26 protein-coding genes are annotated in these 24,201 nt (G+C 56.9%); 14 read left to right on the plus strand and 12 right to left on the minus strand.

Annotated features, from left to right (window positions below; genetic code table 11):
* Positions 1–126 precede the first annotated feature (126 nt).
* From G5A07_RS03560 to G5A07_RS03590, 6 genes are all read left to right on the plus strand, one after another.
* Positions 127–1,344, plus strand: coding sequence for a S1 family peptidase (locus G5A07_RS03560; protein ID WP_191862790.1), 1,218 nt, complete (start codon positions 127–129; stop codon positions 1,342–1,344).
* Positions 1,345–1,869: 525 nt separating this feature from the next.
* Entirely contained in the window at positions 1,870–2,166 is a 297-nt protein-coding gene (locus tag G5A07_RS03570) for a hypothetical protein (protein ID WP_191862794.1), read from the plus strand.
* A gap of 124 nt (positions 2,167–2,290) precedes the next feature.
* The gene (locus G5A07_RS03575) at positions 2,291–2,776 is read left to right on the plus strand and encodes a hypothetical protein (protein WP_191862796.1); all 486 of its coding nucleotides are present in this window, start codon (positions 2,291–2,293) and stop codon (positions 2,774–2,776) included.
* Positions 2,773–3,369 (plus strand): hypothetical protein, encoded by a 597-nt coding sequence (locus G5A07_RS03580; protein WP_191862798.1) that lies wholly within the window; start codon positions 2,773–2,775, stop codon positions 3,367–3,369. Before G5A07_RS03575 ends, G5A07_RS03580 begins: the two co-directional genes overlap by 4 nt.
* 200 nt (positions 3,370–3,569) lie before the next feature.
* Positions 3,570–4,280, plus strand: coding sequence for a hypothetical protein (locus G5A07_RS03585; RefSeq protein ID WP_191862800.1), 711 nt, complete (start codon positions 3,570–3,572; stop codon positions 4,278–4,280).
* On the plus strand, positions 4,277–4,723 hold the full coding sequence (locus G5A07_RS03590; protein WP_191862802.1) for a hypothetical protein: 447 nt from the start codon (positions 4,277–4,279) through the stop codon (positions 4,721–4,723). The genes G5A07_RS03585 and G5A07_RS03590 overlap by 4 nt, the downstream gene beginning before the upstream one ends.
* Positions 4,724–4,758: 35 nt before the next feature.
* Here the strand turns inward: G5A07_RS03590 and G5A07_RS03595 are convergent, their stop codons facing one another.
* From G5A07_RS03595 to G5A07_RS03620, 6 genes are all read right to left on the minus strand, one after another.
* On the minus strand, positions 4,759–5,715 hold the full coding sequence (locus G5A07_RS03595) for a hypothetical protein (protein ID WP_191862804.1): 957 nt from the start codon (positions 5,713–5,715) through the stop codon (positions 4,759–4,761).
* Positions 5,716–5,954: 239 nt separating this feature from the next.
* Positions 5,955–6,242: a hypothetical protein gene (locus G5A07_RS03600; protein WP_191862806.1), complete on the minus strand. Its 288-nt coding sequence runs from the start codon at positions 6,240–6,242 to the stop codon at positions 5,955–5,957.
* Positions 6,243–6,265: 23 nt separating this feature from the next.
* Entirely contained in the window at positions 6,266–6,796 is a 531-nt protein-coding gene (locus tag G5A07_RS03605; RefSeq protein ID WP_191862808.1) for a hypothetical protein, read from the minus strand.
* 56 nt (positions 6,797–6,852) lie between these two features.
* Positions 6,853–7,383, minus strand: a complete 531-nt coding sequence (locus G5A07_RS03610) for a hypothetical protein (RefSeq protein WP_223107577.1) — start codon at positions 7,381–7,383, stop codon at positions 6,853–6,855.
* A gap of 129 nt (positions 7,384–7,512) precedes the next feature.
* A complete protein-coding gene (locus G5A07_RS03615; protein WP_191862886.1) occupies positions 7,513–8,166 on the minus strand; it encodes a hypothetical protein in 654 nt (217 codons plus the stop codon).
* A 127-nt stretch (positions 8,167–8,293) separates the two neighbouring features.
* Positions 8,294–9,748, minus strand: a complete 1,455-nt coding sequence (locus G5A07_RS03620) for a DUF5906 domain-containing protein (RefSeq protein WP_191862812.1) — start codon at positions 9,746–9,748, stop codon at positions 8,294–8,296.
* A gap of 31 nt (positions 9,749–9,779) precedes the next feature.
* Here G5A07_RS03620 and G5A07_RS03625 point away from each other — a divergent pair, with 31 nt between their 5' ends.
* Positions 9,780–10,118: a hypothetical protein gene (locus G5A07_RS03625; RefSeq protein ID WP_191862814.1), complete on the plus strand. Its 339-nt coding sequence runs from the start codon at positions 9,780–9,782 to the stop codon at positions 10,116–10,118.
* A gap of 657 nt (positions 10,119–10,775) precedes the next feature.
* Here the strand turns inward: G5A07_RS03625 and G5A07_RS03630 are convergent.
* From G5A07_RS03630 to G5A07_RS03645, 4 genes are all read right to left on the minus strand, one after another.
* On the minus strand, positions 10,776–11,456 hold the full coding sequence (locus G5A07_RS03630; protein ID WP_191862815.1) for an ankyrin repeat domain-containing protein: 681 nt from the start codon (positions 11,454–11,456) through the stop codon (positions 10,776–10,778).
* Positions 11,457–11,596: 140 nt separating this feature from the next.
* Positions 11,597–12,103, minus strand: coding sequence for a helix-turn-helix domain-containing protein (locus G5A07_RS03635; RefSeq protein WP_191862817.1), 507 nt, complete (start codon positions 12,101–12,103; stop codon positions 11,597–11,599).
* Positions 12,104–12,230: 127 nt separating this feature from the next.
* Positions 12,231–12,644 (minus strand): hypothetical protein, encoded by a 414-nt coding sequence (locus G5A07_RS03640; RefSeq protein ID WP_191862819.1) that lies wholly within the window; start codon positions 12,642–12,644, stop codon positions 12,231–12,233.
* Positions 12,645–12,649: 5 nt separating this feature from the next.
* Entirely contained in the window at positions 12,650–13,138 is a 489-nt protein-coding gene (locus G5A07_RS03645; protein ID WP_262405818.1) for a hypothetical protein, read from the minus strand.
* A gap of 335 nt (positions 13,139–13,473) precedes the next feature.
* Here G5A07_RS03645 and G5A07_RS03650 point away from each other — a divergent pair, with 335 nt between their 5' ends.
* The 6 genes from G5A07_RS03650 to G5A07_RS03675 all read left to right on the plus strand — a co-directional run bounded on the left by G5A07_RS03650 (position 13,474) and on the right by G5A07_RS03675 (position 19,273).
* Entirely contained in the window at positions 13,474–14,064 is a 591-nt protein-coding gene (locus G5A07_RS03650) for a phosphatase PAP2 family protein (RefSeq protein WP_191862822.1), read from the plus strand.
* 109 nt (positions 14,065–14,173) lie between these two features.
* On the plus strand, positions 14,174–14,482 hold the full coding sequence (locus tag G5A07_RS03655) for a hypothetical protein (RefSeq protein ID WP_010484749.1): 309 nt from the start codon (positions 14,174–14,176) through the stop codon (positions 14,480–14,482).
* A gap of 88 nt (positions 14,483–14,570) precedes the next feature.
* Positions 14,571–15,677, plus strand: a complete 1,107-nt coding sequence (locus G5A07_RS03660) for a polysaccharide biosynthesis/export family protein (RefSeq protein WP_010484747.1) — start codon at positions 14,571–14,573, stop codon at positions 15,675–15,677.
* Positions 15,678–15,690: 13 nt separating this feature from the next.
* The gene (locus G5A07_RS03665; protein WP_010484744.1) at positions 15,691–16,383 is read left to right on the plus strand and encodes a YjbF family lipoprotein; all 693 of its coding nucleotides are present in this window, start codon (positions 15,691–15,693) and stop codon (positions 16,381–16,383) included.
* Positions 16,380–17,153 carry a capsule biosynthesis GfcC family protein gene (locus tag G5A07_RS03670; RefSeq protein WP_100053203.1) on the plus strand — a complete coding sequence of 258 codons (774 nt, stop codon included), beginning with the start codon at positions 16,380–16,382 and terminating at the stop codon, positions 17,151–17,153. The genes G5A07_RS03665 and G5A07_RS03670 overlap by 4 nt, the downstream gene beginning before the upstream one ends.
* Positions 17,153–19,273 carry a YjbH domain-containing protein gene (locus tag G5A07_RS03675; RefSeq protein WP_191862824.1) on the plus strand — a complete coding sequence of 707 codons (2,121 nt, stop codon included), beginning with the start codon at positions 17,153–17,155 and terminating at the stop codon, positions 19,271–19,273. Before G5A07_RS03670 ends, G5A07_RS03675 begins: the two co-directional genes overlap by 1 nt.
* 182 nt (positions 19,274–19,455) lie before the next feature.
* Here the strand turns inward: G5A07_RS03675 and G5A07_RS03680 are convergent, their stop codons facing one another.
* Together G5A07_RS03680 and G5A07_RS03685 are read right to left on the minus strand one after the other, a co-directional pair.
* Entirely contained in the window at positions 19,456–21,684 is a 2,229-nt protein-coding gene (locus G5A07_RS03680) for a polysaccharide biosynthesis tyrosine autokinase (RefSeq protein WP_191862826.1), read from the minus strand.
* Between the two features lie 38 nt (positions 21,685–21,722).
* Positions 21,723–22,163 (minus strand): low molecular weight protein-tyrosine-phosphatase, encoded by a 441-nt coding sequence (locus tag G5A07_RS03685; RefSeq protein WP_010484736.1) that lies wholly within the window; start codon positions 22,161–22,163, stop codon positions 21,723–21,725.
* Positions 22,164–22,478: 315 nt separating this feature from the next.
* Between G5A07_RS03685 and G5A07_RS03690 the strand changes: the two genes are divergently transcribed.
* Complete coding sequence (locus G5A07_RS03690) at positions 22,479–23,900, plus strand: undecaprenyl-phosphate glucose phosphotransferase (protein ID WP_191862828.1); 1,422 nt, start codon at positions 22,479–22,481, stop codon at positions 23,898–23,900.
* The last annotated feature ends 301 nt before the right edge of the window (positions 23,901–24,201 follow it).

Below are 24,201 nucleotides of genomic sequence, written 5' to 3' on the forward strand. Positions count from 1 at the left end.
AAGCTTTGGCACCAGCGCTCACCAGTTGTGCGTCCCGTCTCGTTGTGCATGGGGAGACAATGGTAGTCTCTCATATCGAGGCAAGTGAACGCCTCGATAACTTGTTACAAACTCTGGAGATGTCGCATGAAATGGAAGGTTCTAGGATGCTCCGCAGCACTTCTTGTATCCACCTGTGCTTTAGCGCAGGTGCCTGACGCTGACACGCAAGAAGGCAAGGAGATGCAGATTCAGATTCACAGCTATATGAGTGAACACCCCACGGTCTCGATAGATGACGCAATCACGCGCCTAGCGGTTCAAGGTGAGGTGATGTCGGATATTGAAGCGTTGCGAATCGAGTTCGCAGATCGTCTAACGGAACTGTCGATCAAAGACGCGCCAGATCAACACATCCTGGTGCAGCTCAAGGGGCCAGATCCAGTCGCGGATCGAACGATCAACACCGAGAGCGGGACGACCCGCGTGGTGTTTGAGGTTGGTCACAAGTACACCCAGGACGAGTTTTACGCGCTCCTTGCTCAGCACAGACCTCTTCTTCAAAGCGCCATACCAGGCATCACGGGGACGACTGGGTTCCCAGGCGAAGAACGGGTGCTGATTGACATAAACGGCGACAGCCGCCAAGCAGAAGAGTTGAAGGATACAATCAAGAAGCTTGAAAGAGTCACCGGTCTCAAGATTGAAGTCCGCCCCAACATGCCGAAGTCCGTCAACGCGGAGTATGTTGTTGGCGGCGCCCCCCTCCAATCTAACAATAGCTACTGCACCTCAGGATTTCCGGTTATTCATAAGGCCACTGGACGAAGGGGTATCACCACTGCGGCGCATTGCCCTGACAATCTGATCTATGGAAACTACGCAACCGGCGCAGGGAAGTACACCGTGCCGCTGACGTTCGTGGACCAGATCAATGATGCGAGCCACGACGTTCAGTGGCATACGGTGGGGTCACACACACCGCTCCGGGAGGTGTATGCCACCTCCACTTCGGATTACAGTAGGCGCCGCATCATGTACATGTGGACCAACGCTACTCAAGGCCAGAGCATGTGCTTCAGAGGCGTCACCAGCCAATACACCTGCGGAACTGTCGTGAGCATCAATCACAGGCCCGAGCTCGCATGCGGCCCAAGCGGAAACCTTCCCTGCGCGGACGCGTGGATACGCATCGAAGGATCGTCGTTGGCGTGCGGATTTGGAGATAGCGGTGCCGCTATCTTCTTCGGAGACAATGGATACGGCATTGTCGCTAAGGCAAGCCTGAAAGACGGAAGCTGCAAGGGAGTCTCCGCAATGCCTTGGGGCGCAGTGAGCGCATTAGGGCTGGAGGCGGGCGGTTAGTCTCTCCGACGAAATGTCCGGCTGAGGATGCAGAGCCAGCATCCTCAGCCGGACGTCAACGGACAGATTCTGAACACTTGGGATTGCTGTGGGCTCTATGGTCCTGCTGACGGCCTACACCCGTGACGCTGCCGCTGCCGACAGGCGCTACAAGGACCAACGGCTGCGGGTCACTGGGGTGGTTGCCGAAGAGCCCGCCCTGGCCTTTGAGGGCACAGGGATCCAGAACCGGCCCGTGGCTGTGCTGGGTCCGGCCCGCGAGGGCGAACTGGCCGGTTTGCGCAGTGGGCATGGCGTGACGCTCGATTGCCTGGGTAACGGGCACTCCGATGCTCAAAAACTGCACCATGGATCAGCAAGCTCACGAACACAGCCTCTAGGGTTGTGATCGACGGCCCATACGCATATCTAGTGGACTTGCTTCTGTGCGCATTCCATGACGGCCCTGTCTGTTCAGCTTTGCGGCTTGTCTTCACTGCGTGGCGCACTTATACCTTGCTTGGCCCTCGGGGGCAGGAGAACAAGATGACAAAGAAAATTCACGATATTGATAGCAGAACGGCAGTTTCTATTGCGCGCATCGTTGAAGAGATGGAGAACGGTGCAAGTGGAGAACTGATTGCAGCGAATTGCGGAAAGGGGCGACTCAATGGCGACTTCTTCCGCGACCTGATCATTTTCCAATCGGCCAGCAAGACCAAACCGGCTTTTACGAAAAAGGCGCAAAGAACGGTTCGCCGTATCACCGACGAAATCGCTGCGGAAGTGGATGCCGAACTTCCAACGACGCCCAAGCGTAAGCAGCGTGAAACCAACTCCTAACACCCCATACAACACCGCATACGCCCGCGCACAGCGGGCTTTTTTTTAGCCGCACCCAGGCGGGCGTGCCCAACATCGCGGCCTCGGGCGAGATCTGTTCAGCGTGGTGGACAAGGAGTGCGCAATGGATACGGATGAACTGACGGACCGGCAGTTACTGGACCTCCACTGCCTGGTCATGGAAGCACTTCGACAAAGAGGAGTCGTGCGCTCATCAAACAATCCCGTGGCGGACTACACGGAGACATTGGTGGCGCGCGCACTCAATGCAAAACTGGCCGCGGGCTCCCAGGCCGGTTTTGATGCGATTGGCCCAGACGGAACGCGGTACCAAATCAAAGGCCGAAGACTGACCGCAACCAACCGCAGCACACAGTTGAGCGCGCTGCGGAACTTGGCGTCTGATCCATTCGACCACCTCGCAGCAGTGGTCTACAACAGCTCGTTGAATGTCGAATACGCGGCACTTATTCCATTGGACGTAGTGAAAAGGGTGGGCCGCTACAGTTCGCACACAAACGCACACACGCTTCACTTTCGGCGTTCGCTATTGAACGAACCGGGAGTGGTCAATATCACCAAGCAAATCGTCAAGGCAATGGACGCATGAAGGCTCAATTGGATTTCAACGACTATCCGGACATCGTTGAGGGCGACATATTTTGGCGACCACCGCCAAGCGCACTGCAAAAAGTGCCCCAGTTCTATGAAAGGGCGACATCCGCTCTTTATATGCTCTTTCTTTCGGGCGGCTCAGACATCCCTCTTCGCGACGGGGTGCCAGCCGCGCTCCACGTAGCGATGCATGTCCGTGCGGCACTGACCGAATTCGTGGGCATAGAAGAGGCCATGAAGAACGCAGGACACGCCTATCGGATAACGAACAGCACAAGTCCACTTCTACATTTCATGAGGATGCTGCGCAACTATCAAATCCACATTGGCACACAGCCAATGGCGCGCAAGACCATCGAAATTGTTTTTGGAGGCTCAGATGCAGTCATAGAAATCGCAACGGTCGACAACTTGCGTACCGACGACTTCATGCAGCTGGATACTATCAAGAAGTACAACTCGTACAGCCGGAATGCGGTGGAACGAATGATTGAGTTGTTTCGCGATCAGCAGGAGCGGCTTGGTGTGTACGAAATTCTCAAACAAGGAACCAATCGTCTGATCCATGAAGTGCTCCAGGTCATCTAAAGATGGGCAATGGTTCGCCTACCAAATAGGTCCGAAAAAATTCAATGAGCACTTGACGGCTGCGAGCTGCTGTCGCTCGATGTGTAACATCTGTCGCAGCTTACGAGACTCGCTTGGTTCATGGTAGCGTCTCACCCAAGAGCAAGGAGCACTGAGGTATGTGTGGGTATTGCACTGAAAGCGCAGTGCTGGAAGATAGGTTGCTGGCAGTTGAGGACCCTGTGGATCCCTTTTTCTGGCCGCTCCACTTCCAGGTTGCCCCAAATTGGTTGACGGCGCTTCGCCAGCACTTCACGGGCAACAGCCACGCGCTGGATCTGGCGACAGAGGTGGTAGCTATGTGCCGGTGGTGGGACGACCGTCTTACGAATATCTCGTCGTTGTCGTTAAATGAACTGAGCTCGCTTCTCGGCAAGCCTATCGATGCGCTGGCCGCATCAACGCCGCCAGGACTGACTGTCGCTTTGAACGCGATTGATGCTTATCTGCAAGCCAACGTGACCGGGGTCGAGAGAGACAGTGAATGGGAAGGCGGCGCGCTTGATGAAGGATTCATTCACCTCTATCTCTCGCTAATAGTGTTGATTTGCAACTTACCTCATGATTCGCGTATTGACCGTCTCGCATTGGCGCAACCTGATCATACGCCCGCCTTCGATGGGCCCGATCTTTGGTTGAAGCGACGGGCACTGCGTGGCTGCGTCCAGCGAGATGGGGCCGCGTTCCTGTCCCGAAACGCGGAGGCCTTACGACTGGAGGACCTTGCGGATCTACTGATATCCAGTGTGCTTCAAATGGATGACCTTTTGGTTGTGCGCGCGTTGCTCGACAACAAAGAATGGTTTGAGACCGGTTTGGCTAAGAGTACGGTGGAGCAATATTTTGCAACGAAAGGGCAAGAATGCGAATGAAGCCGACTGAAGAACTCACCGAGAACGATGTAGTCACGATCACTGTTGAATGGTTGGAGCAACATGGATTTTCATGTACTGAGCCGCCAAAGCTGAATCGTAGAAAAGGCGACGACATCGCTGTTTTGGGGCCGGACGGAACGCGCCTTTTCGTTGAGTGCAAAGGCGCTGTATCACTGGCGGGCAACGTGCTGAACGATTGGGGCAACGCTGCCATGGCGATGTTCGGAGCCCTTCGCGAAACTGAAGGTGGGCGCAAACTAGATCTACATGCAATCGCTGTGCCCGACACAGGCCCATACCGAAAAACGCTGGGGCCATTGGAGGCGTTCATGGCTCGTCAAGGAATTCTACTCTTGTGGGTGCATGGGACCGGCGAGGTATTCTTGGGCGGTGCAACTGGGCGAATTTCTAAAACACTCGAATTTGAATCAGGGTTCTAAGGTCGTTTTGTCAGGTGAACAGATTTTGGGGTCTCTCACCGCCGCCCCTCCATCATTCCCTTGACCACAAAGGGCTTCTTGATTGAGGACGGCCCCATGCCCCTGAGATCACCACGATTGATCTTAGAACTGGTGGATGCCGAATGTTGTTGCCCGGCCAGATCGAACACTTTCAAAATCAGTCCAGTGCGAACGTTGATGACAGCCAACTTCTTGAGGGATGCGATTACCAGAGTCTGTTTTTCTTCCGACTCAAAGGGCCAATCAATTTTCGGAAACTCATACTCAGAGTGGCTACCCACGTACGGGCGCACAACACTGTACAAGTACACTACATCAATATCATCCTTTTGAGCGCGTGCATCAGCCCCACTCATTTCCACGTCAGCTCTCAGTGAAAGCTCCTTGTGCGAAAGCCCTGGAAGCCCACCGGCCTCCACCACTGATTGCTTGTCAAAAGCAACGTAATAGGCATCCCGCTTCGCCTTTGTGACAGACACGGACACCCCATAGGCGTTGCTTGCGTCGTAGACGCTTCTGCGAACGTTTCTTTCACCCCCGTAGACCTTGGCAATATCGTGGAATTCCTCGCCATCAAACCATCGGCTGCTGTACGTGCCGAGAGTGCGTACCCGCAGAACTTGTGCATCCGCGTCGAAGTCGTCCGTCAAACGCGCACCGGCACTGATCACACATAGATGACCGTCTCGCAAAGCAGATGGCTTAGTAGACAGCACGTTCTCAGTGCGCATCTTGAACTCATCGTTGGTTTCGTACTGATCTTTCGGCGGGATATTTCCTATCGCCGCAACCACCCCAATGAGCGAATGCCCCTTGAAGTTGGGACCGAGACTCACCCCCTCCTCTAACACGCACGCTTGCGTCAAAGGCATGTAGCCTCCGGCTGGGACTTGGGCTTTTGACTTGGCCGCACCAAAACCAGCGGGAATTACAGCCATCCCGACGCACAACAGCAGCAAACGCTTGAACACTGATCACTCCTCAATACCCAGCCCTTACAAGAGACTGCGCTTAAGCAAAAAAATAGACCAAAGATTAGATAGGCAACTCCAACAATGACAGTCCCAATGACAAAAATAGCGCCAGAACGTTGCGCACTCAGGAACCTTTTGGGCACCCTGTGACTTGTCCATGTTGAACGCAACCTTGAATTGATGCATCTGGCTTTGACCATTACCAACCCCTGCAAACCTCCCCCTTCCAACTAAAATCAATCGAAGAAGTTTTCCAAGTCATCGGACACAGTATTGGCATTGGCGATCACCGCGTCGTAAATTCTCAGCATCTTGGGATAGTCTTCATCACTGTCGCTGACACTGAACGGCGTGCTCTTGCCGCTGGAAATAAAGCGAAAAACAACGTAATCCCTCTCGCGCTCTTCATCGAAGTGCCGACGAATGATCAAGGTATATTGCTTGTGATCGCACACGTAGGAGTCATATTCACCATCACTCCAAACCAACGTTCCATCTTCGGTCTGCTGCAACAGCTGCGTCATGAACCCCTGAAATACTTTTGGTATCACTTGATTTTCTCCTTGCCGCGTTTGGTGTAGCCCTGCACTTGTCCCAGGTGCCCTGATATCGACATCAAGGCCCTTTGAGTTTTTACGGGGACACTCCCATTCTCCTGCACATGATCGGCAAAACGATATGACTGCAAGATCGAACGATTCTTACGATGCTCGGACTTATCGTCATTCATTGCATCAGGGAATACCTGGGTGTACAACCGAATGATCTTGACAACATACCGTGCAGAAATATCCTCATTTCGAGTAATTCCTTCGATGGCGGACTCAACAGCAATCTGGCACTCTGTAATCTCACGCGCGGTCATCAAGTCTTCAACCACCCGAACAACTTCCGAAACCTTCTGCTCGGCAAGTTCTGCCGCACTTCGTGTGCGCGCAAGCTCAATTAAAGCAATAATAACGGCGTAGATCGTAAGGAAGATGCTTATTGAGCCCAGTGTCTTGGGCAGACCATCATAAAGATCCTTGTCGTAGACAAAGCAACCAATAGCAACAATCAGCAAAGCCAAGAAACTCAACAAATGATCTCGTTTGCTTGGAACCCATCTGCGGTATCGATCTTTAATGCGCATTTTTAGCCCAAGATGAGATAGGCGGCACCGACAACGACCGCACCGATCAAAAAGTAGCGCCAAAACGATGCGATTTGTCTACTGCGTCCCTCAACGACAAACTGATTGAATGTGGCCCTACGAAATGCGTACATCGAATTCGCAATCATCAGGATCGCCGTCAAGTACGACTGGTCGCTGTCAAAGCTGGATTTGTACTGCATATCTTTGAGCAACAAGTTGACCACAGCCCCCGATATTGCCTTGGACTTTGCATCATTGACTTGCTGCATGGTCAACATCGTGAACGCCTGGGCAGCGTCTGCTGTGTCCTTGAACGAAAAATTGAACTCGCCCCGATTAAACGTAAGCGCCACGCCGTTCAAACGTCGTGCAAAATACTCGGCAAACTCTTGGTTGTGAGCTCGCACAACCACTTGGCTGGCAGAAAAGGCCGCCGCCACTGTCTGAGCGTCTGAGCCTGGCTCGTTGGCCTTATCCATCAACGGTTGCAGCCGCACAAGATCCTGTGCGAGCTCTGGCGTCATCTTCATGTGGTCGTCCATGCCCCTGTTCGGTGCATGATAGCCCAGCATAACCCTCATTCCCAACAGTCCGAACACCGGACATCAAAAAAGGGCGCATGCCTGCGCCCCGTCTTTGATCACCATTGCGGAACTCGATCAGTACGTCACCGTAAAGGTTACAGAAGCGGTGTAGGTGCCTTCCGCCAGCAGCTTGTAGTAGCCGAAGTGGTCGTCGCGCTGGCCGAAGTCATAGGACAAGGCAATTGGTTGGTGCGCGCCTGTTCCCACACCAGACAGAGCTAAGCCGTTGGCGTCGGTTCCGAACTTCGGAGCGGAACGGGTGTCTATTCCGCGATACAACGTCACGGGGTACTGGCGTGACGACGTGGCGGACGTAGCCAACACCTGTCCATTGGCGTCGGTGGAAGCCTCAACGATGTAGGGCAAGTCTTCGCTGCATGTCACGCCCAGGTTGTCGTCCCAACCTTGACCGGCGATGTCATGTACGTCGGTTTGATTGATGGTGTCGGTTGTGGACAGGTAGATGTCGCAAGTGGACGCGACAACGAACGAAAAGTTCATTGTGGCGGACTTTGAAGCTGCGAACGACGAACCGGATGCCATCAGGGCAACAGCGGCGGTTGAGCCATTGCCGTCGGCGATGTAATTGCCGGTTTCGGTGTCGAAGCTGAGCTTGTCGGTACCGACGAACTGGTCACCCCGGCGCAGCGCCACGTTGCCCTCGTACTGCGGCACGGTGGTGGTGCCCAGCAGCTGGTCACCCTCGATGTCGTTGTTGTTCACCGTCATATTGGCCAACCCATCGATAATTGGAATTTATTAAATGGGCGAAATTCCGAAAGTCAAGCTTTTGGAATTTTAAAAATGAGAAAGGCGGTCTTTCGACCGCCCATTAGACCATGCTCATTGTATTTCCTCAGAACGACCAGTTTGGATCGGAAAAATTCACATCACTGATGACAATCGGAACCGTAACTGCGGGCTCAGGATTGCGTTTGATTGGCTCGCATGGCTTTTCCTTTTCTTGTGAGGTGGAAGCCAACACCAACACCTCCCCGGTGGGCAATTCGTAGCTCGGCTGCACTGGAATGCGGGCACGCACACAATTGACTTGCACACCATCGATTCGCCGTGTATCACCGCGCGGGGACTGTGGGCGTTCAAATCCAGGCATGGCCCAAAAGCGCGTCCAAAATTGCGGTGCGTTGAGCACATGGCGATCATCAGCCTCGCAGAATTTTACATACGAGTTGTACACTTCTTTTTTGGGCGTCAGGGTGTTGGCATCGGGAACAATGCCAATGTCCTCGCGCCAGGCTCCAACACAATCGTTCTTATTGCGAATGGATTGTTTGAACGCTGTGGTAGCTTCGGGCCATTCGCTCTCCGGCATAAATCCACCGCGCCTAACGATGCGGCTGACCCCATCCAACAGCCAATCCAGAACAATGTGAGCTTCTTCCTTAAGAATGCGCTCGGCGAGATCCCCAATCTTGTTGAATGAGCCGTACCGCTGATTCCACTTGACCACGCACAAACGGCGGTACACGCCATCGGTTGCGTCGGTGATCATCGGCTCGTCATTGGAACTGACGATGTGGCAAGAGGTGTTCACGAACTCAACCATGTCGCGGTACAAAAACTTAGCAGTCAGCAGATCGCCGCCACTGAGAGCTTTGAAGGCCTCCTGATCAATGCCGCGCGCGCCCTTCTTTACTTCCGGGGTGAAGATCAAACTAGCGTTCACGCAGTTGGCGAGCATCTGTGGTTCACCGCACTTATCCAACCAAATTTGGGCGGTGCGGTGGTGGAAGCCGCGAATGATTGACGACATCACACCCTTGCCATTGCCACCCGTTCCAACCCACCACCACACCAATTGATGGGGACCAGGAATAAGCGTCAGGGCGCACTGCTCTTGAACCAGCGCTCTAATTTCGAGGTCAGGCAATGCGCTGGCGAGAAAGCGACCAAACATTGAATTGGCGGGGACGGCTTGAGGGGTGTGAAGCTTGTTGTAAGACGTGCTGACAGTCGCGTTGACACCAAATGTCATGCCAAGCTTCTTGTCAGCTGGAAGAACAGTAACCGTCCCGTCCTTTTCCACGTGGAGGTAGCCGTTCTTAGCGGCAATGACAATCTTGCTTGCGTCCAACTTGGGCAGTGGATCAAGCATGTTCGTGGCAAATTTGAAGCAATCCGTTGCGGCCGCATTGGTGGCCTTGTCGGGCATGTGTTTGAACAAGAAATCGGTTGCCAGAAGCGTTCCATCAGCCTGCGAAACGGTGTCCCAGAACACGCCATTCCATTTGTACGCCAGACCGTTGGCGCGGGCCCAATCTCCACACGCACCGCTGTAGATGTAGTTCACCCAATTCCATGCGGGCGTGTGGGAGGTCACAATGTTCGCGCTGTTGATTTTCTTGATTTTCGGCGGGCCAGCTTTCGTCTTGGCCTGTTTTGCAGCATTGGTGGATGGGGTTGACACCCCGACATTATTTGATACGTTGATTTTAGACATAAGCTTCTCCTATATGGTGCACCTCTTTGAAATCGCGCGGCTGCAACCGCGCGGTTTTGTTTATGCGTTCTTGGCCGACTGGAACAACCAACTGTCCTGGACCGCCAAATCAGTGAGTTCGCGGATGTACTCTGAAACCGTCAATCCACTGCGTTGCGCCACGTCCTCCAAAAGCGCCAACTTCTCCTGGTCAAACCGAAATGTCCGGTTAACCTTCTGAGGCCGCGCACGGCGACGGTATGGCTTTCTCTTTTTTGTAATCTTGAATTGCAAAACATCACCCATCAGAACCTCCATTTTTATGTAAATACAATTTAGTTCTAATTTATTTTTCTCACTTGTCAAGCATATTTTGCAATACAAATTTCAAAGCCCTTGTGCTGCAATGAATTTCCAGTTTTCCGACAATCATTTTTACCCGCATTTCCATCATTGAAGCTAACTTTTTAGCGGTGATTTGATAAAACCCCTCCAAAGCCTTATAGCGCAAGACTTGGAGCGCAATTTTCAATGAAATACGCAATACAAATTATTGCGTGAGTAGGGTGTTGAGTAGGGTGGTTAGTAGGGTCTTTTGAATCCACCCTACTCAACCGAAACCATTGGCATATATAGATCTCACTCTTTTTGAGTAGGGCGAGTAGGGTAAAACGTTAAAAATTTTATTCTGAGAACTCAATTCTGTTGTATTTGGCATTTTTCCCTAAAATATTTTTCAACAACCACCCTACTCACCCACTCACCCAGTTACGGCCCACTCCCACAAGGCTCTCGGTGAGTAGGGTCAACTTTAATTGACCTTACTCACGCAATAATTTGTATTGCGTTTTTTAATCGATCCTTGCTTTCATTTAAATGCCAAGCGACCAATACACCCTTACATTCGACGCTTCTTTCCGCTTTCAGCATCTCTCCCCTCAACCTGCTCCATGATTTTTCGCGCCATTCGCTCGTCCAGGATTTTCCGCGCCTGATTTGTGTAATACGAGTCAGCAATCTGCTCCGGCATGAACCCGTAGTCATCCAGCGCGTACAAATCCGCACCATTGTCCAAAAGAAAATTGATTGTCTCGCTTTCGGGGAACAAGAACGCAGCGTGCAACGGCGTAAAGCCTCGATAGTCACAATCCAAGTTGACATCAGCTCCGTACGAAATCAGCAACTTCATTGCCTTAATGTCCCGCTGCCTCACTGCCATGTGCAAAGCGGCGTGACCTGGGAAATCCATGTCACTCAATGACGCGCACGTATTTGGATCCACCCCCATTTTGAGAACATCCTCAAGCTGCCACTGATCATTGCGGGTGCAGTAGTGAACCATTGTGTAGCCACAAGAAAATACAATGTTTGTGTTCGCCCCGTATCGAACCAAAATCTCCAACGACTCCATTTTCTTGCACTTGAAAGCTAGCTCCACAAGACTGCGAAGGTCACCTTCTTTGTAGTAGGTTGAATCTGGGTCAACGCCGAGCTTCAACCTTTCTTCAAGCAGATCCAATTTCCCCTTCACAACAGCAAGTCCCAGGACCGACTTGCCGCGCTTGTTGTAGTTCTCCATTTCATATCTCCACATTTGCCCGCTGGGGCGATAGGGAAATATTGACAATGGCGAATGGATTTCTCCACATAAAAAAAGCCCCCAAATTGGGGGCCGAAAAGGACTGCAAGGGACAACTAGGGACTGAGGCTTAACACCGCCTATCTCAGTGCTTGCGTGAGGGCGTTTCTTTCGTGCAAAGCAATACGCTCTTGCACCACATCGCGCTGTTGTTTTTGCTCATCGAACAACACCTGCTGTGCTTCGATCATCAGTTCAGTGCTGCTCCACTGCAGCTCGGTGAGCAAGTCAAAAATACAGCCGACAATTGTGTTGTCGTCCAGATCCTTGGCATGTCCAATAATGACGCCGTTCGCCATCTGAAACGCTTGCAATTGCTTGCCGAGCAATTGCGCGCTGGGCATTACAGGATGTTGGAGCCATGCGTCCACGTCGCTCTTTCTGTAGCGCACTGGTGTGGTGGACCATCGCTCGTCGGTGCGTTCTGGACGCTCCCCAATGGGTGGTGGCGGCATCCTTTGGTTGCGCAGGCGCTGCAACGTCTTTGTGCTGACCTGCATCAACACAGCGGCTTGTGCCGCAGTTAGGTGAAGATCCCCAGGTGCTTGAGCCAGCGCTTGGCGCTGCTGCTCGTCAACTCTCGCCATCGCCGCCTCCAATGTGCCTCATCAGATCGTGCCGCTGGACTCGGGCGCTGTGGAGTTCGTCTGGATCTCTAATTTGCATGGACGGGCATTGGTCGGCGTTTTGCGTGATGCTCAGTTCACTCATCCGTTAAACCTCGCTTATTTGGATTTCCACACCAATCTCTTGGATCTCATCCAAAATCATGTTGAGGCTACCAATTGTGGAGCCCATCTTACCCTTTAGACTATCTTTTCTTTGAACGGCCAGGGCATTGGAGAAGTTTTCCAATATCCAATTGCGCCTGCGGCGGACATCATCACCATCCAATGCCATCAAACGCTCATTGATGGGATGAAACAACCGTCTTAGTTCTTGAAATCGTGTGTGCGCGTATTGCGTGTAAGTAGCATTAGCTGAGCGCCGGTTCATTTGCCGCGCCTCCTCAACCATCCTTTTGAAGTTACGCACATCACGATACAGAAGCCTCAGTTCTTCGACCGAGAGCTTCCGCACTTTCTTTTTTTCATTGCGTTCGTCAACAAAGAGCATCCCATCACTCATAGCTCTTATTCATCCTTGGTATGTCCCTGCCCTGTGAGCGCCGCAAGCAAACTCAACTTCGAGCGTTCTGCGCGGCGGGCATAGTCTTCTTGACGGAGTTCCTCACGCACGGTCCAAGCATCATTCCGGAGAGCCTGCGCGCCCTGCGCGTATCCAATGAACTCGCACACCTGGGCGAAAAACCGTGCATTGATCACAAAGCGAATTCGTGGGCCAACCTGGGAGCGGCGGCGACCAGATTTGGCGACAACCGGCACCAGCACCGTTTCGGGTGTTGGGTCGAGAATTTCTGCCAAGTCCTCCAGCGGCAGTTGCCAGTGCCCGTCAATCTTTCGGGCACCTGGGTAACGGCCACTTTTCATGCCCTCGCGGATCTTCTGCAACACGCCCCGAGAGTTGGAGTTGCGACCGAGAACAACCGCTACTTCTTCCGGGTTCAACGCATGGCGCTTGGGCCAGTCCCGACGCAGGTTTTCCAACGCTTTTCTGCTCATATCGAGACAGTAGCAGCCGACCCAGGCTGGGGCAAACAACTGGGGCAAAAAGGGGGTGTTCGGAGATGTTTGAGGGTGTCTTAGGGTGTTTGGCTGACGGTGATCAACCAACGCACGACACGCCTAACTCACGGAAAATAAAGGGGTTCCCCGTCCACCCTAAACTTGCCCCTAAAAAGAGTTGACCTTAGGAGGGGGACGCTCTATCCAGCTGAGCTACGGGGCCATTGGCAGCGGGAAAGGATACCGCGTCTGGCTGAATGGACCAAGCGGGCGTCGTTCTGCGCAGCCCACGAAGTGGATATGCTGGCCCGCCGCGACCCGTTGTGAACTGGATGTCCGACATCTGGCGAACCCTCTCCGCCCTCGGCGACAGCCGCTGGCTGCTGCCGATGGCCCTGGTGCTGCTGATCACCCTGCCCCGCGCAGACGCACGCCTGAAATGGCGATGGCTGCTGGCCATCGCCGTCACCGCCGGCGTCACGCTTGCTTCGAAGCTGGCCTTCATGGGCTGGGGGATTGGCATCAAGAGCGTGCACTTCACCGGCTTCTCCGGGCACGCCGCGATGTCCAGCGTCATCTATCCGGTCGTTGGCGCGCTGCTGGCGGGGACCAGCAAGCTCCCCCGGAGAATCGGCCTGGTCATCGGCGTGCTGCTGGCCACCGCCATTGCCTGGACACGAATCCCGTTGCATGCGCATAGCCTTTCGGAGGTCATTGCCGGGCTGATGCTTGGACTGGGCTGCAGCACGTGGGCAATGCACACCGCGGGCCCCTCGTCTCGTCCTAACGCAGTGGCAGCCGCTGCTGCCGTACTCGCGGGAATGGTCCTGCCCCTCGCCTTGCCCGATGTCCACACGCACCAACTCGTCATCGCGTTGGCAAAGCTCATCTCTGGCAGGGCCGAGATCTTCCAGCATTTCTGAGAACTGCCAACGAGACCGCACAATTCCTTCACGTTCCTTGACAGAGCAAATGAATAGCAGCCAACATAGCGGTGGAAAAATTTCCCTCACGGAGTAGGAGACCCCGTAGATGAAGAAGATGATTGCCGCCCTGGCCCTGCTGGGCCTGTCCTCGCCGGTGTTCGCCCAGGAAGCTCCTGTCGCCGCCGAAACCAGCGCCGAAGTTGCTGGTGCTGAAGCTGCTGGCGCTGCCGCCACCGGCACCCTGACCACCGTCGCTACCGTGGGCCTGGGCATTGCCGCTGCTGGCGTGCTGTACAGCGTTGCTGCGGACAGCAGCAAGGACGACGCGGGCAACAACGGCGGTACCGGCACCACCAACCCGCCGACCGGCACCACCGGTACGACCGGCACCACCGGCACCACCGGCACCAACTGATCGGTCCGCCGAAGCAGTAACCCCGCCCTCGCCGGGCGACGTTCGGCGAGGGCTTTTTCATGCCCGATCGGGCCAGGAACAGATTTCGATGGACTGCAAGCGTTTCGTAGCCACAATGACGGTGGCACTCACCCTGACCGGCTGCATGTGGGCGCCAGGCCAGCATCTTCGCTCGAGCACCTTCGCTCGCGATGATCAGCCCATTGGCAACGACCAGATCGAACTGATTCCGATCACGCCCAAGTTGATCGCCATGGAGCGCGCCACCCGCGACGTCGCGGCGCTGCCCGCTGCCCTGACCCAGTATCAGCCAGGCCCCTACCGCATCGGTGCTGGCGACATTCTCTACATCACCGTCTGGGATCACCCCGAACTGACCGTGCCAGCGGGCCCGCAGCAGCAGCTGAACGCCGCAGGCCGCCTCGTGCAGTCCGACGGAACGCTGTTCTATCCCTACATCGGCAAGATCACCGCAACGGGCAAGACGCCCGGCGAACTGCGCGAAGAGATCTCCACCAAGCTGGCACGCTACATCGAAGCGCCGCAGGTGGACGTCTCCATGTTGACCTATGCCAGCCAGCGCGTCTGGGTCACCGGCGCCTCGCGCCAGGCCGCCACCGTTCCGCTGACGGTAACGCCGCTGACGATGGGCGATGCCATCAGCCAGGCAGGCCTTGACCCGGCACAGGCCGACCTCTCCGGCATTCGCCTGACACGTGATGGCACCACCTACACCATCGATCTCGATCGGCTGGGTCGCAGCGGCGGCGGTGACACCAATGTGTTCCTCAAGTCCGGCGATCACATCTACGTGCCTTATCTCGACCACAAGGAAGTATTCGTGGTTGGCGAGGTCAATCAGCCGGGTGCAATGAACTTCAAGACCGGCGAAATCTCCCTGAGCCAGGCCCTTGGACGTGCGCGCGGCCTGCTGCAGACCACGTCGAATGGCAACGCTGTCTACGTGATCCGCGGCTCGAACGACCTGCAGAGCACTCCGTCGCAGGTGTTCCATCTGGAAGCCAAGTCACCGACCGCATTTGCCGTGGCCAGCCAGTTCGACCTGCAGCCCGGCGATGTCGTGTTCGTCGGCGCCGCTGGCGTGACCCGCTGGAGCCGGTTCGTGAACCAGCTGCTGCCGTTCACCTCCATCATCAGCAACGCCGCCAGCGCGCGCAGCGACCTGGACAAGTAAGGTGGCCCGCACCATGAGCAGGATCGCTCAGGCCGCCACCCGACACGCAAACCGCCAGCGCCCCGTGGCGCTGGCCTTGCTTGTACTCATCACCGCAACCAGTTGCGGCGTGGTGGGCAAGACCAGCGTCAAGTCGGTCCAGATGGCGCTGCAGGGCAAGCCCGACGTGGACCCCACGGCCGCCGAGGTAGCCGCCAATCGATTCCCGCAGATCAAGGTCACCGGTCCGGCAGGCGGCGCCGTCTTGGTGCTTGGCAACATCGACTCCGGGCGCCAGGCCTGGTACAGCTCCGAGCGAAGCATCGTCTTCCTCCGTGATGGTGTCGTCGTCGGAACCCACGGCAGCAGCCCGGAGCTTCAGGACATGACGCTCGAAGGGGACTCCCCCTTCCACGCGCTGCACCGGATAGCAGACGGCACGACCGTGCAACGCCGATACGACGTGATGCCTGATTATCGTTATGGAATGAAGGTCATCGGCACCCTGACCACCCTGGGCAAAGAGAAGGTCCATATCCTGGAGAGCGAACGCGAGCTGCTGCACGTGCGGGAGCAGCTTCAGGGCGAAGGCTGGAAGCGCGACAACCACTACTGGGTCGATCCTGCCAACGGGTTCATCTGGAAGAGCATCCAGGCCATCGCACCCGACACCAGCCTTGAAGTTGTCCAGCTCAAGCCCTACTCGCAGGACCTGCAGAACCGATGACACTGCGACCGATCATCCTTGGGCTGGCACTGGCGCTGGCCACCCATGCGCACGCCTCATCGCCGATTGGCGTCGAAGCGGTCGGCCATGTCCGTAACCCTGGCGCACACACCCTGCCTGCCCGGGCCCGCCTCAGCGCGGCAGCACTCGCAGCAGCACCGGATACAGAAGCCTACATGCCGGGAGCGGCGCTTCTGCGACAACGCTCACTGCTGCCTCAGACCCGCCTCAAGGCCGGCCTGCTCTTCGACCTTGAAACGCTCGCTTCTCAGCAGGACGCCCCGGAGCTTGCCGAGGCAGCCGCTCTACTGGCGCGCGAACTCGGGGATCTACCCGTAACGGGGCGTGAGCCACAGCTGCTTGATCCGCGCCGCCTTGAAGCAAGCGCCACGGAAAATCGGCCCGCACTTGAGGGCGACCGCGTTGTCTATCCCGGCCGACCCGATACCGTGCAGGTGACTGGTGCCGTAGCACAACCGTGCAAGCTCGAACATCAGTTCTCGCTTGACGCACGACACTATCGCAGCGCCTGCCCCATCCTGCCAGCGGCGAGCCGGGATGATCTCTACGTCATCCAGCCCGACGGCAAAGTGCAGCAACTCGGCGTGGCCCTGTGGAACCGCAGCACACCCGTGCACCTTGCTCCTGGAGCGGTGATCTATGTGCCGCTGGACGCCGCGAAGATCCGCACGATTGCCCCCGATGTCAACGAGGATGCCGTGCGCTTCCTTGCCACCCAGGTGCTGGATGCACCCGGAGTTTCATACTGATGCGCCATCGTTCCATCCCACTGGCACGCACCAGTGCTGCCCTTCTCAGCCTGAGCGTCAGTGCTGTATTGCACGCACAAGCCGCCCCTGCTCCCACCGCGAGCGACTGGGGCGGCGTTGGCCTTCTGCAGACCCCCACCGCACGCATGGCCGACGACGGCGAGGTGAGCTTCACCGCAAGCCATACCTCGCCCTACAGTCGCTACAACGTGGTGATGCAGCCCCTGCCCTGGGTCGAAGGCGCGTTCCGCTATGTATCGGTAGCGAACCGACGCTATGGCCCGGAATGGCTGAGCGGCAAGCAGAACTACAAGGACAAGTCGATCGACCTGAAGGTCCGGCTGTGGCAGGAAAGCCGATGGGCGCCTGAGCTGTCCGCAGGCTTCCGCGATATCGGCGGTACTGGCCTGTTCTCCAGTGAGTATCTGGTTGCAAGCAAGCGATTCGGGCCCATCGATGCAAGCCTCGGCCTCGCCACCGGCTACATCGGCAATCGAGGCGATTTCTCGAACCCACTTCGAGTGATCAGCGATCGCTTTGAAGAGCGCCCGCGCGCGCAGGGCACTGGCAACTTCAACAGCAAGGGCATGTTCCGCGGTCCCGTCGGCATCTTCGGCGGCATCGCGTACCAGACCCCCTGGGAGCCCCTGCAGCTGAAGCTTGAGTACGACGGCAACGACTACACGCGCGAACCACAGAACAACAATCAAACGCAGAAGAGCCCGATCAACCTGGGCGCAAGCTATGCCGTGAATCCCAACGTGCAACTGCATCTTGGCTGGGAGCGCGGCGACACAGCCATGTTCGGCATTACCCTGCGCGGCAATGTGGCACGAGCGAAATCCACGCCCAAGCTGCTGGATCCGCCCCCAGTTGCACGTGCATCCGCGGCACCCTCTGCGCAGTCAATCGATGACATCGACTGGCCCGCCTTGAGCCGGACCCTGGAAGAGAATGCCGGCCTTCGTGTCACGGGCATCAGCCGACGTGGATCGGAAGTCATCGTCAGCGGCGAACAGCGCCGGTTCTACTACCCGGCGCAGGGAGTTGGCCGTGCGGCGCGCATCCTGGATTCCGAACTGCCATCCGATACCACCTGGTTCACGATCGAGAATACCCGCTTGGGCGTACCCGTCGTGGAAAGCAGCATCGAGCGCAGCACCTTCAACAGCTACCTCGACAATCGTACCCCGCTGAGCGAACTGGCCGGCCACATCGAGCAGGCAGCACCTGCGCAGCAGCGCCGTGAGAGCCTTTATGCGGCGCCACTTCGGCGCTACGATGGCGCGTTCAATATTGGGTACCAGCAGCAACTCGGCGGTCCCGATGGCTTCTTCCTGTTCCAGGTCGCAGGCACCTACTCGGCCAATTTCCACTTCACTCGGAATACCTGGCTGAGCGGAACGCTCAGCTACAACGCGTACAACAACTACGACCGCTTCCGCTACGACGCCCCAAGCAACCTGCCCCGGGTCCGCACGAACATCCGTAAGTACTTGACTACGGAAGACCTGACCCTGACCAACCTGCAGTTCACCAGCAATCATCAGCTGGGCAAAGACCTGTATGGCTCGGCCTACGCCGGGCTGTTCGAGGCCATGTACGGCGGTGTGGGAGGTGAGATCCTCTACCGCCCCCTCAATGAGCGCTGGGCCGTGGGTGCCGAGCTGAACTGGGTGAAGCAGCGCGATTTCGATCAACGCTTCAGCTTCCGCGACTACAGCACCACCACCGGCCACGCCAGCTTCTATTATCAGTGGGGCGATGAGCACAAGATCACCAGCATGATCAGCGCCGGTCGCTACCTGGCAAAGGACTGGGGCGCCACGGTCTCGGTCGCGCGCGCCTTCGACAATGGCGTCAACATGGGCGCATACGCCACCAAGACCGATGTTTCATCCAAGGACTTTGGCGAAGGCAGTTTCGATAAGGGCATCTTCATTTCGATCCCCTTCGACTTCCTGCTGCCACGCTCAACCCGCGCGCGTGCAACGTTCGCTTGGAATCCGCTGTATCGGGATGGTGGCGCGCGCCTGAGCCGAAGCTATGCGCTGTACCAGCTGACTTCAGAGCGGGATCCGGACTTCTTCTTCAACAATCTCGACAGAATCGACGACTGACGACGGGCATCCACCCCACTCGACAGAGACCAAGGAAGGGCCGGCTGTCAGCGCAGCCGGCCCTTCTCGTTTGCCTGCGCTGACCTGGTGTCCTGCAGCCAAAAGAAAGGGCCGGTTGCACATGCAACCGACCCTTCCTCTCTCCCGGAGGTGAAAGCCCTTCAGCTCACCCCTTGGAGCAATCACTTCTCGCTTGAAGCGTACTCGTAGTAGCCATAGCTGTAATAGCCCGTGGCACGCTTCTCCACCGCATTGAAGATCGCGCCCTTCACCTTCACGCCATTCTGCTCGAAGCGCTTCATCGACAGCTCGATCTCCTTCGGCTGGTTCACGCCGAATCGCGTCACCATCAGGGTAGAGCCGGCGTGGTTGGCCACAATTGCGGCATCGGTGACCGCAAGAATCGGCGGCGTATCGACGATCACCAGGTCGTATTCCTTGGCCAGGCCCTCCAGCAGCTGCAGGAAGCGCGGGTGCATCAGCAGCTCGGACGGGTTCGGCGGAATATCACCGCGGGTGATGTAATGCATGTTCTCCAGGCCCGGGACGGCATGAATCGCATCCTGCAGCGTCACCTTGCCGGCCAGCACGTCAGACAAGCCCCCGGAATGCGACACGCCCAGCACCTTGTGCAGGGTACCCTTTCGCATATCAACGTCGACGACAAGGACCTTCTGGCCCGCCTGAGCGACGACAGCCGCCAGGTTCGCCGAAATGAAGGTCTTGCCGACACCGGGCCGCGGGCCCGAGATGGCCAGAATGTTGTTCTTGGCCTCAAGCATTGCAAAGTGCAGGCTTGTGCGGAGGCTGCGCAATGCCTCCACCGCAAGGTCGGCAGGCTCGGCGGCGGCCAGAAGGTGGGACCGGCCATCTGCCACCACGCGCTTCTTGCCACCCTTGCCCTTCTGAACCTTCAGAAGATTCCGCGAGTTGCTGAGCGGAATGGCGGCATACACGGGCAGCCCCAGCTCCTCGATCTGCGCCGGATCCTCCACGCCAGGATTGAGCATGCGGAGCAGGAAAACTGCAGCCGTGGACAGGAATGCGCCCAGCAGGAACGACACAAGAACAATCAGCGGCTTGCGAGGCTTCACCGGCTTGCTGATATCAACGATCGCATCATCAACGATCCGGACATTGCCAACCGTACCGGCCCGCGCAACATCCAACTGCTGCGCCTGGTTCAACAGCGCGGTGTACAGTTCATTGCTGACCTGCAGATCACGGGTATGTCGCAGCAGCTCCTGCTGCGTATCAGGCAGTGCGCTCACTTCACGACGGAAGCCACTCTTGCGTGCCTCAAGCTCGCCGATCTGGTTCAGCATCGCACGGTAGGCCGGATGCTCGCGCGTGAAGCTGCGATCCATCTCCGCCTGCTTCAGGCGCAGCTGCTGGATGCTGGCCTCAACGGCGACCTCCTGCTCGAGCAGACCCTTGGTCTGCATCGTAATGTCGACGGAGTTCGAACGGGACTGGTAGGCCGCCATTGCCGCCTGCGCGTCCTCCACCTGCTTGCGCACGGTTGGCAGCTGATCCTTCACGAAGGCAAGCTGCGTTGCGGCCTCGGCAGAGCCGCGGTCGACATTCTGCCGGACGTAGGCTTCAGCAATGTTCTGCACCAGCGCCTGCGCACGATCCGCATCGGTGTCTTCGTAGCTGACGCGAAGAATGCCCGAGTCCTTACCCTGTTCGGATGCGCGGATGTCTTCCTGCAGCCCGGCGATGACATCGAGGCGACGTTGCTTGGTCAGCGCGAAGCGCATGCCCGGATTGGCATTCAGGCTCGCGACTTCAATCTTGATTCCCCGCGCCTCGGCCGGCATACCGACCTTGCCGGCAAGAATGGTTTCGCCCTCGCCATCAAGCAGCGAGTACTCCCCAGCCTTGTCACCTGCAACAAGCATCATCGGCTCGTCGAGCAGCCGTGCCGGAACATCCAGGCGATGGATCTTCAGCTCATCGCCGCCCCAGCCATAGCTGGAAAGCCCCAGAACCGGAGCCGCCACTTCACCCTCGGTCTCACCCGAGAAACGACGTGCAATCAGCCCGCCCACCAATGGGAAACGCCGGGGCTCGATGACCGTCTCAAGCTGCATCTTGTCGACCGCGGTACCGACGATCGTGCGCGAGGTCAGCAGCGCAACCTCAGTGGTGGACGCGGTACTGCCGCCGCCGCCAAGAGAGGTCAGATCTGCAAGACCCGGAATGGTCGGCATCTTCGACTCAACCTGCACCGTGGCCTCTGCCCGATACACCGGCGGCGTCAGGATCGCGTAGGCGGCGCCAACCATCGCGAACAGGAAGGTTGTTCCCAGGATCCACCACTTGCGGTCAATCAGAACGCCCAGCAGATCCCGCAGATCAATCTCGTCGTCTTCGCGGGTGGGCCGCGCACTGGTTTCCTTGGTCATAGCTTCCGTTTCGTGAAAAAACCGCACCAGTGCGGCAATTACTTGATGTGGCTGGCCCAGCGGGCAACGCCCTGCTCGATCAAACCGTAAACGTGTTCGAACGCGATCCTCTGCTGGCGGTAGGGGTCGGGGATCTCCACCCTTCCATCCCAATGCCCCAACAGGAATGTCTTGCCGCTTACCTGAGGAACCTCGCGGGCGATTCGCGCCACGTGGGACTGCTCCATCACCAGCACCAGATCAGCCGCCGCCAGCACGGATGGCGTCGCCAGACGCCCTCGATGGGCGCTCGGATCATGCCCCTTCTCCCGAAGCAGCTCTCCCGCGGTCTCATCTATCGGCCGACCGACCAATGCCTGAAGCCCTGCGGAAGAGACATCTACCCCTGTGCGATCCCTGAGTTGGTGCCGCATGAGCACTTCTGCGGTCGGGCTTCGACAGATGTTTCCGATGCAGACCAACAGCACCTTGTTGAACATGGGCCAATCCTCTGGCGGGGCGACGTGAGGTGCATAACGTCAGTCACCAACGCTTCGCATACGAAAGTTAGCCAAGCAGCATACCTGACATGAGGGTGTAACTGAACCCAGCCCTACCAGGCCGATGAGGCGGCGCCCCTGGCCCTAACCCCGGGAATCCGGACGCAGGTCACGCCTTGGTGAAGGTTCTGTTATCATCCTGTGATCGATTGTAACAGCTAACGGGTTGGACTGACGGCCGGATTGGCGCCGCCAGCCCGCCGGGCAGCGAGGCGATTGCTGGATGCACGGATTCTCTACAAGGAAGAAATCGACATGTCTTACATGCCTGCACGGCACCACGCTGGGCTCTGGAACGCTTCAGGAAACAGGTTTGCCCCTGCGCTCAGCCTAGCTCTGCGGGTCGGAGACCCGATTGTTCTGGTGGTAGCCGCGCTGGCCGCCTACGCGATGAGATTCGGCGATCTGCACATGCCGATGAACTATGCCCGCTTGGTCTCCATCACCGTTCTCTTCGCACTTCTCGTCCTTGGGTCCTCGTCATTGTACGAGAGCTGGCGCGGGCGCGGGCTGCTCGCCGAGTTCGGCAAAGTCCTGATGAAGCTGGCCGTGATTTTCGGCGGCCTTCTCGCCTACTCGACCGCGATCCAGGTAACCGATGAGCTTTCACGCATATGGCTTGCCTCGTGGTTTGGCATGAGCCTGGCTGGCGTAATTGCACTCCGCATTGGCGTTCGCGGCATTGCCGGCTGGATCCGGGCCCGGGGTGCAGACTTGCGGAGCGCCGTCATCGTGGGCGCCACGACCGATTCGCAGCACATCGTCAGCTCCCTGAGGTCGGCATCCTGGGCAGGAATTGAGGTGCGCGGCTGGTTCGGAACCCCCTCTGACCGCGGCAGCGTGCAGCATGCAAGCAAGCTGGGGGAACTGGATGGGCTCGGCGCGTACGTGGAGGCCAATCATATCGACCAGGTGTGGATTGCCCTGCCGATGCGCGACGAAGACAACATCGCGATTGCCCTGAATCAGTTGCAGCATTCCACCGCCGATATCAAGTTCGTGCCTGACATGTTCGGGCTGCACCTGCTGAACCACTCCGTCGAGCAGGTCGCGGGCCTTCCCGTCATCAATCTTCAGCAGACCCCCCTTCAGGGCGGCGCCCGCCTGATCAAGGCCCTGGAAGACCGTATCCTTGCCGGCCTCATCCTGCTCATGATCTCACCGATCATGCTCGCGATTGCGGTGGCGGTGAAGCTGAGCTCCCCAGGCCCGATCTTCTATCGGCAGGAGCGGATGAGCTGGAACAACAAGACGTTCTGGATGCTGAAGTTCCGCTCTATGCCGGTCGACGCCGAGGGCGCGTCCGGCGCAGTGTGGGCGAAAGCAGGCGAGAATCGCGCTACCCGCGTGGGCAGCTTCCTTCGCAAGACCAGCCTGGACGAACTACCACAGTTCATCAACGTCCTGCTGGGCGACATGTCGATCGTTGGACCAAGGCCGGAGCGGCCGGTGTTCGTGCACAAGTTCAAGCACGAGATTCCGTCCTACATGAAGAAGCACATGGTCAAGGCGGGCATCACTGGCTGGGCCCAGGTCAAGGGTTGGCGAGGATCTACAGATCTGCAGAAGAGAATTGAGTGCGACCTATTTTATATTGAGAACTGGTCACTCCAATTCGACCTCAAGATAATATTCATCACAATCTTCAAGGGCTTCATACACAAGAATGCCTATTGACCCAAGAGCAATTACACCCAAACCCTTGATCAGTAAAGCCTGAAAGGCTTGAACGTGTCGAATAAAAACAACAACATCCCACACCTGGTGAGGACCGATTTTCAGAGAATCTACGGAAGCTCAAGTGGCGTTCGTCCGCTCGCACGAGCACTACTTAACCCGTCGATACGAGCTGCGCTTCTCATTCGAGTGGCGCTTGCAGGAAACACGGTCATCCACGCGCTGGCAAGAAACATTTTAATCAGCTTGCACTCAATTGATGTAGGTCGAGGCGCCGAGATTGGAGAAGGAATCTATTTAC

The sequence above is a fragment of the Stenotrophomonas sp. AS012628 genome (assembly GCF_010608305.1).
GTDB classification, from domain to species: Bacteria; Pseudomonadota; Gammaproteobacteria; order Xanthomonadales; family Xanthomonadaceae; genus Stenotrophomonas; species Stenotrophomonas geniculata.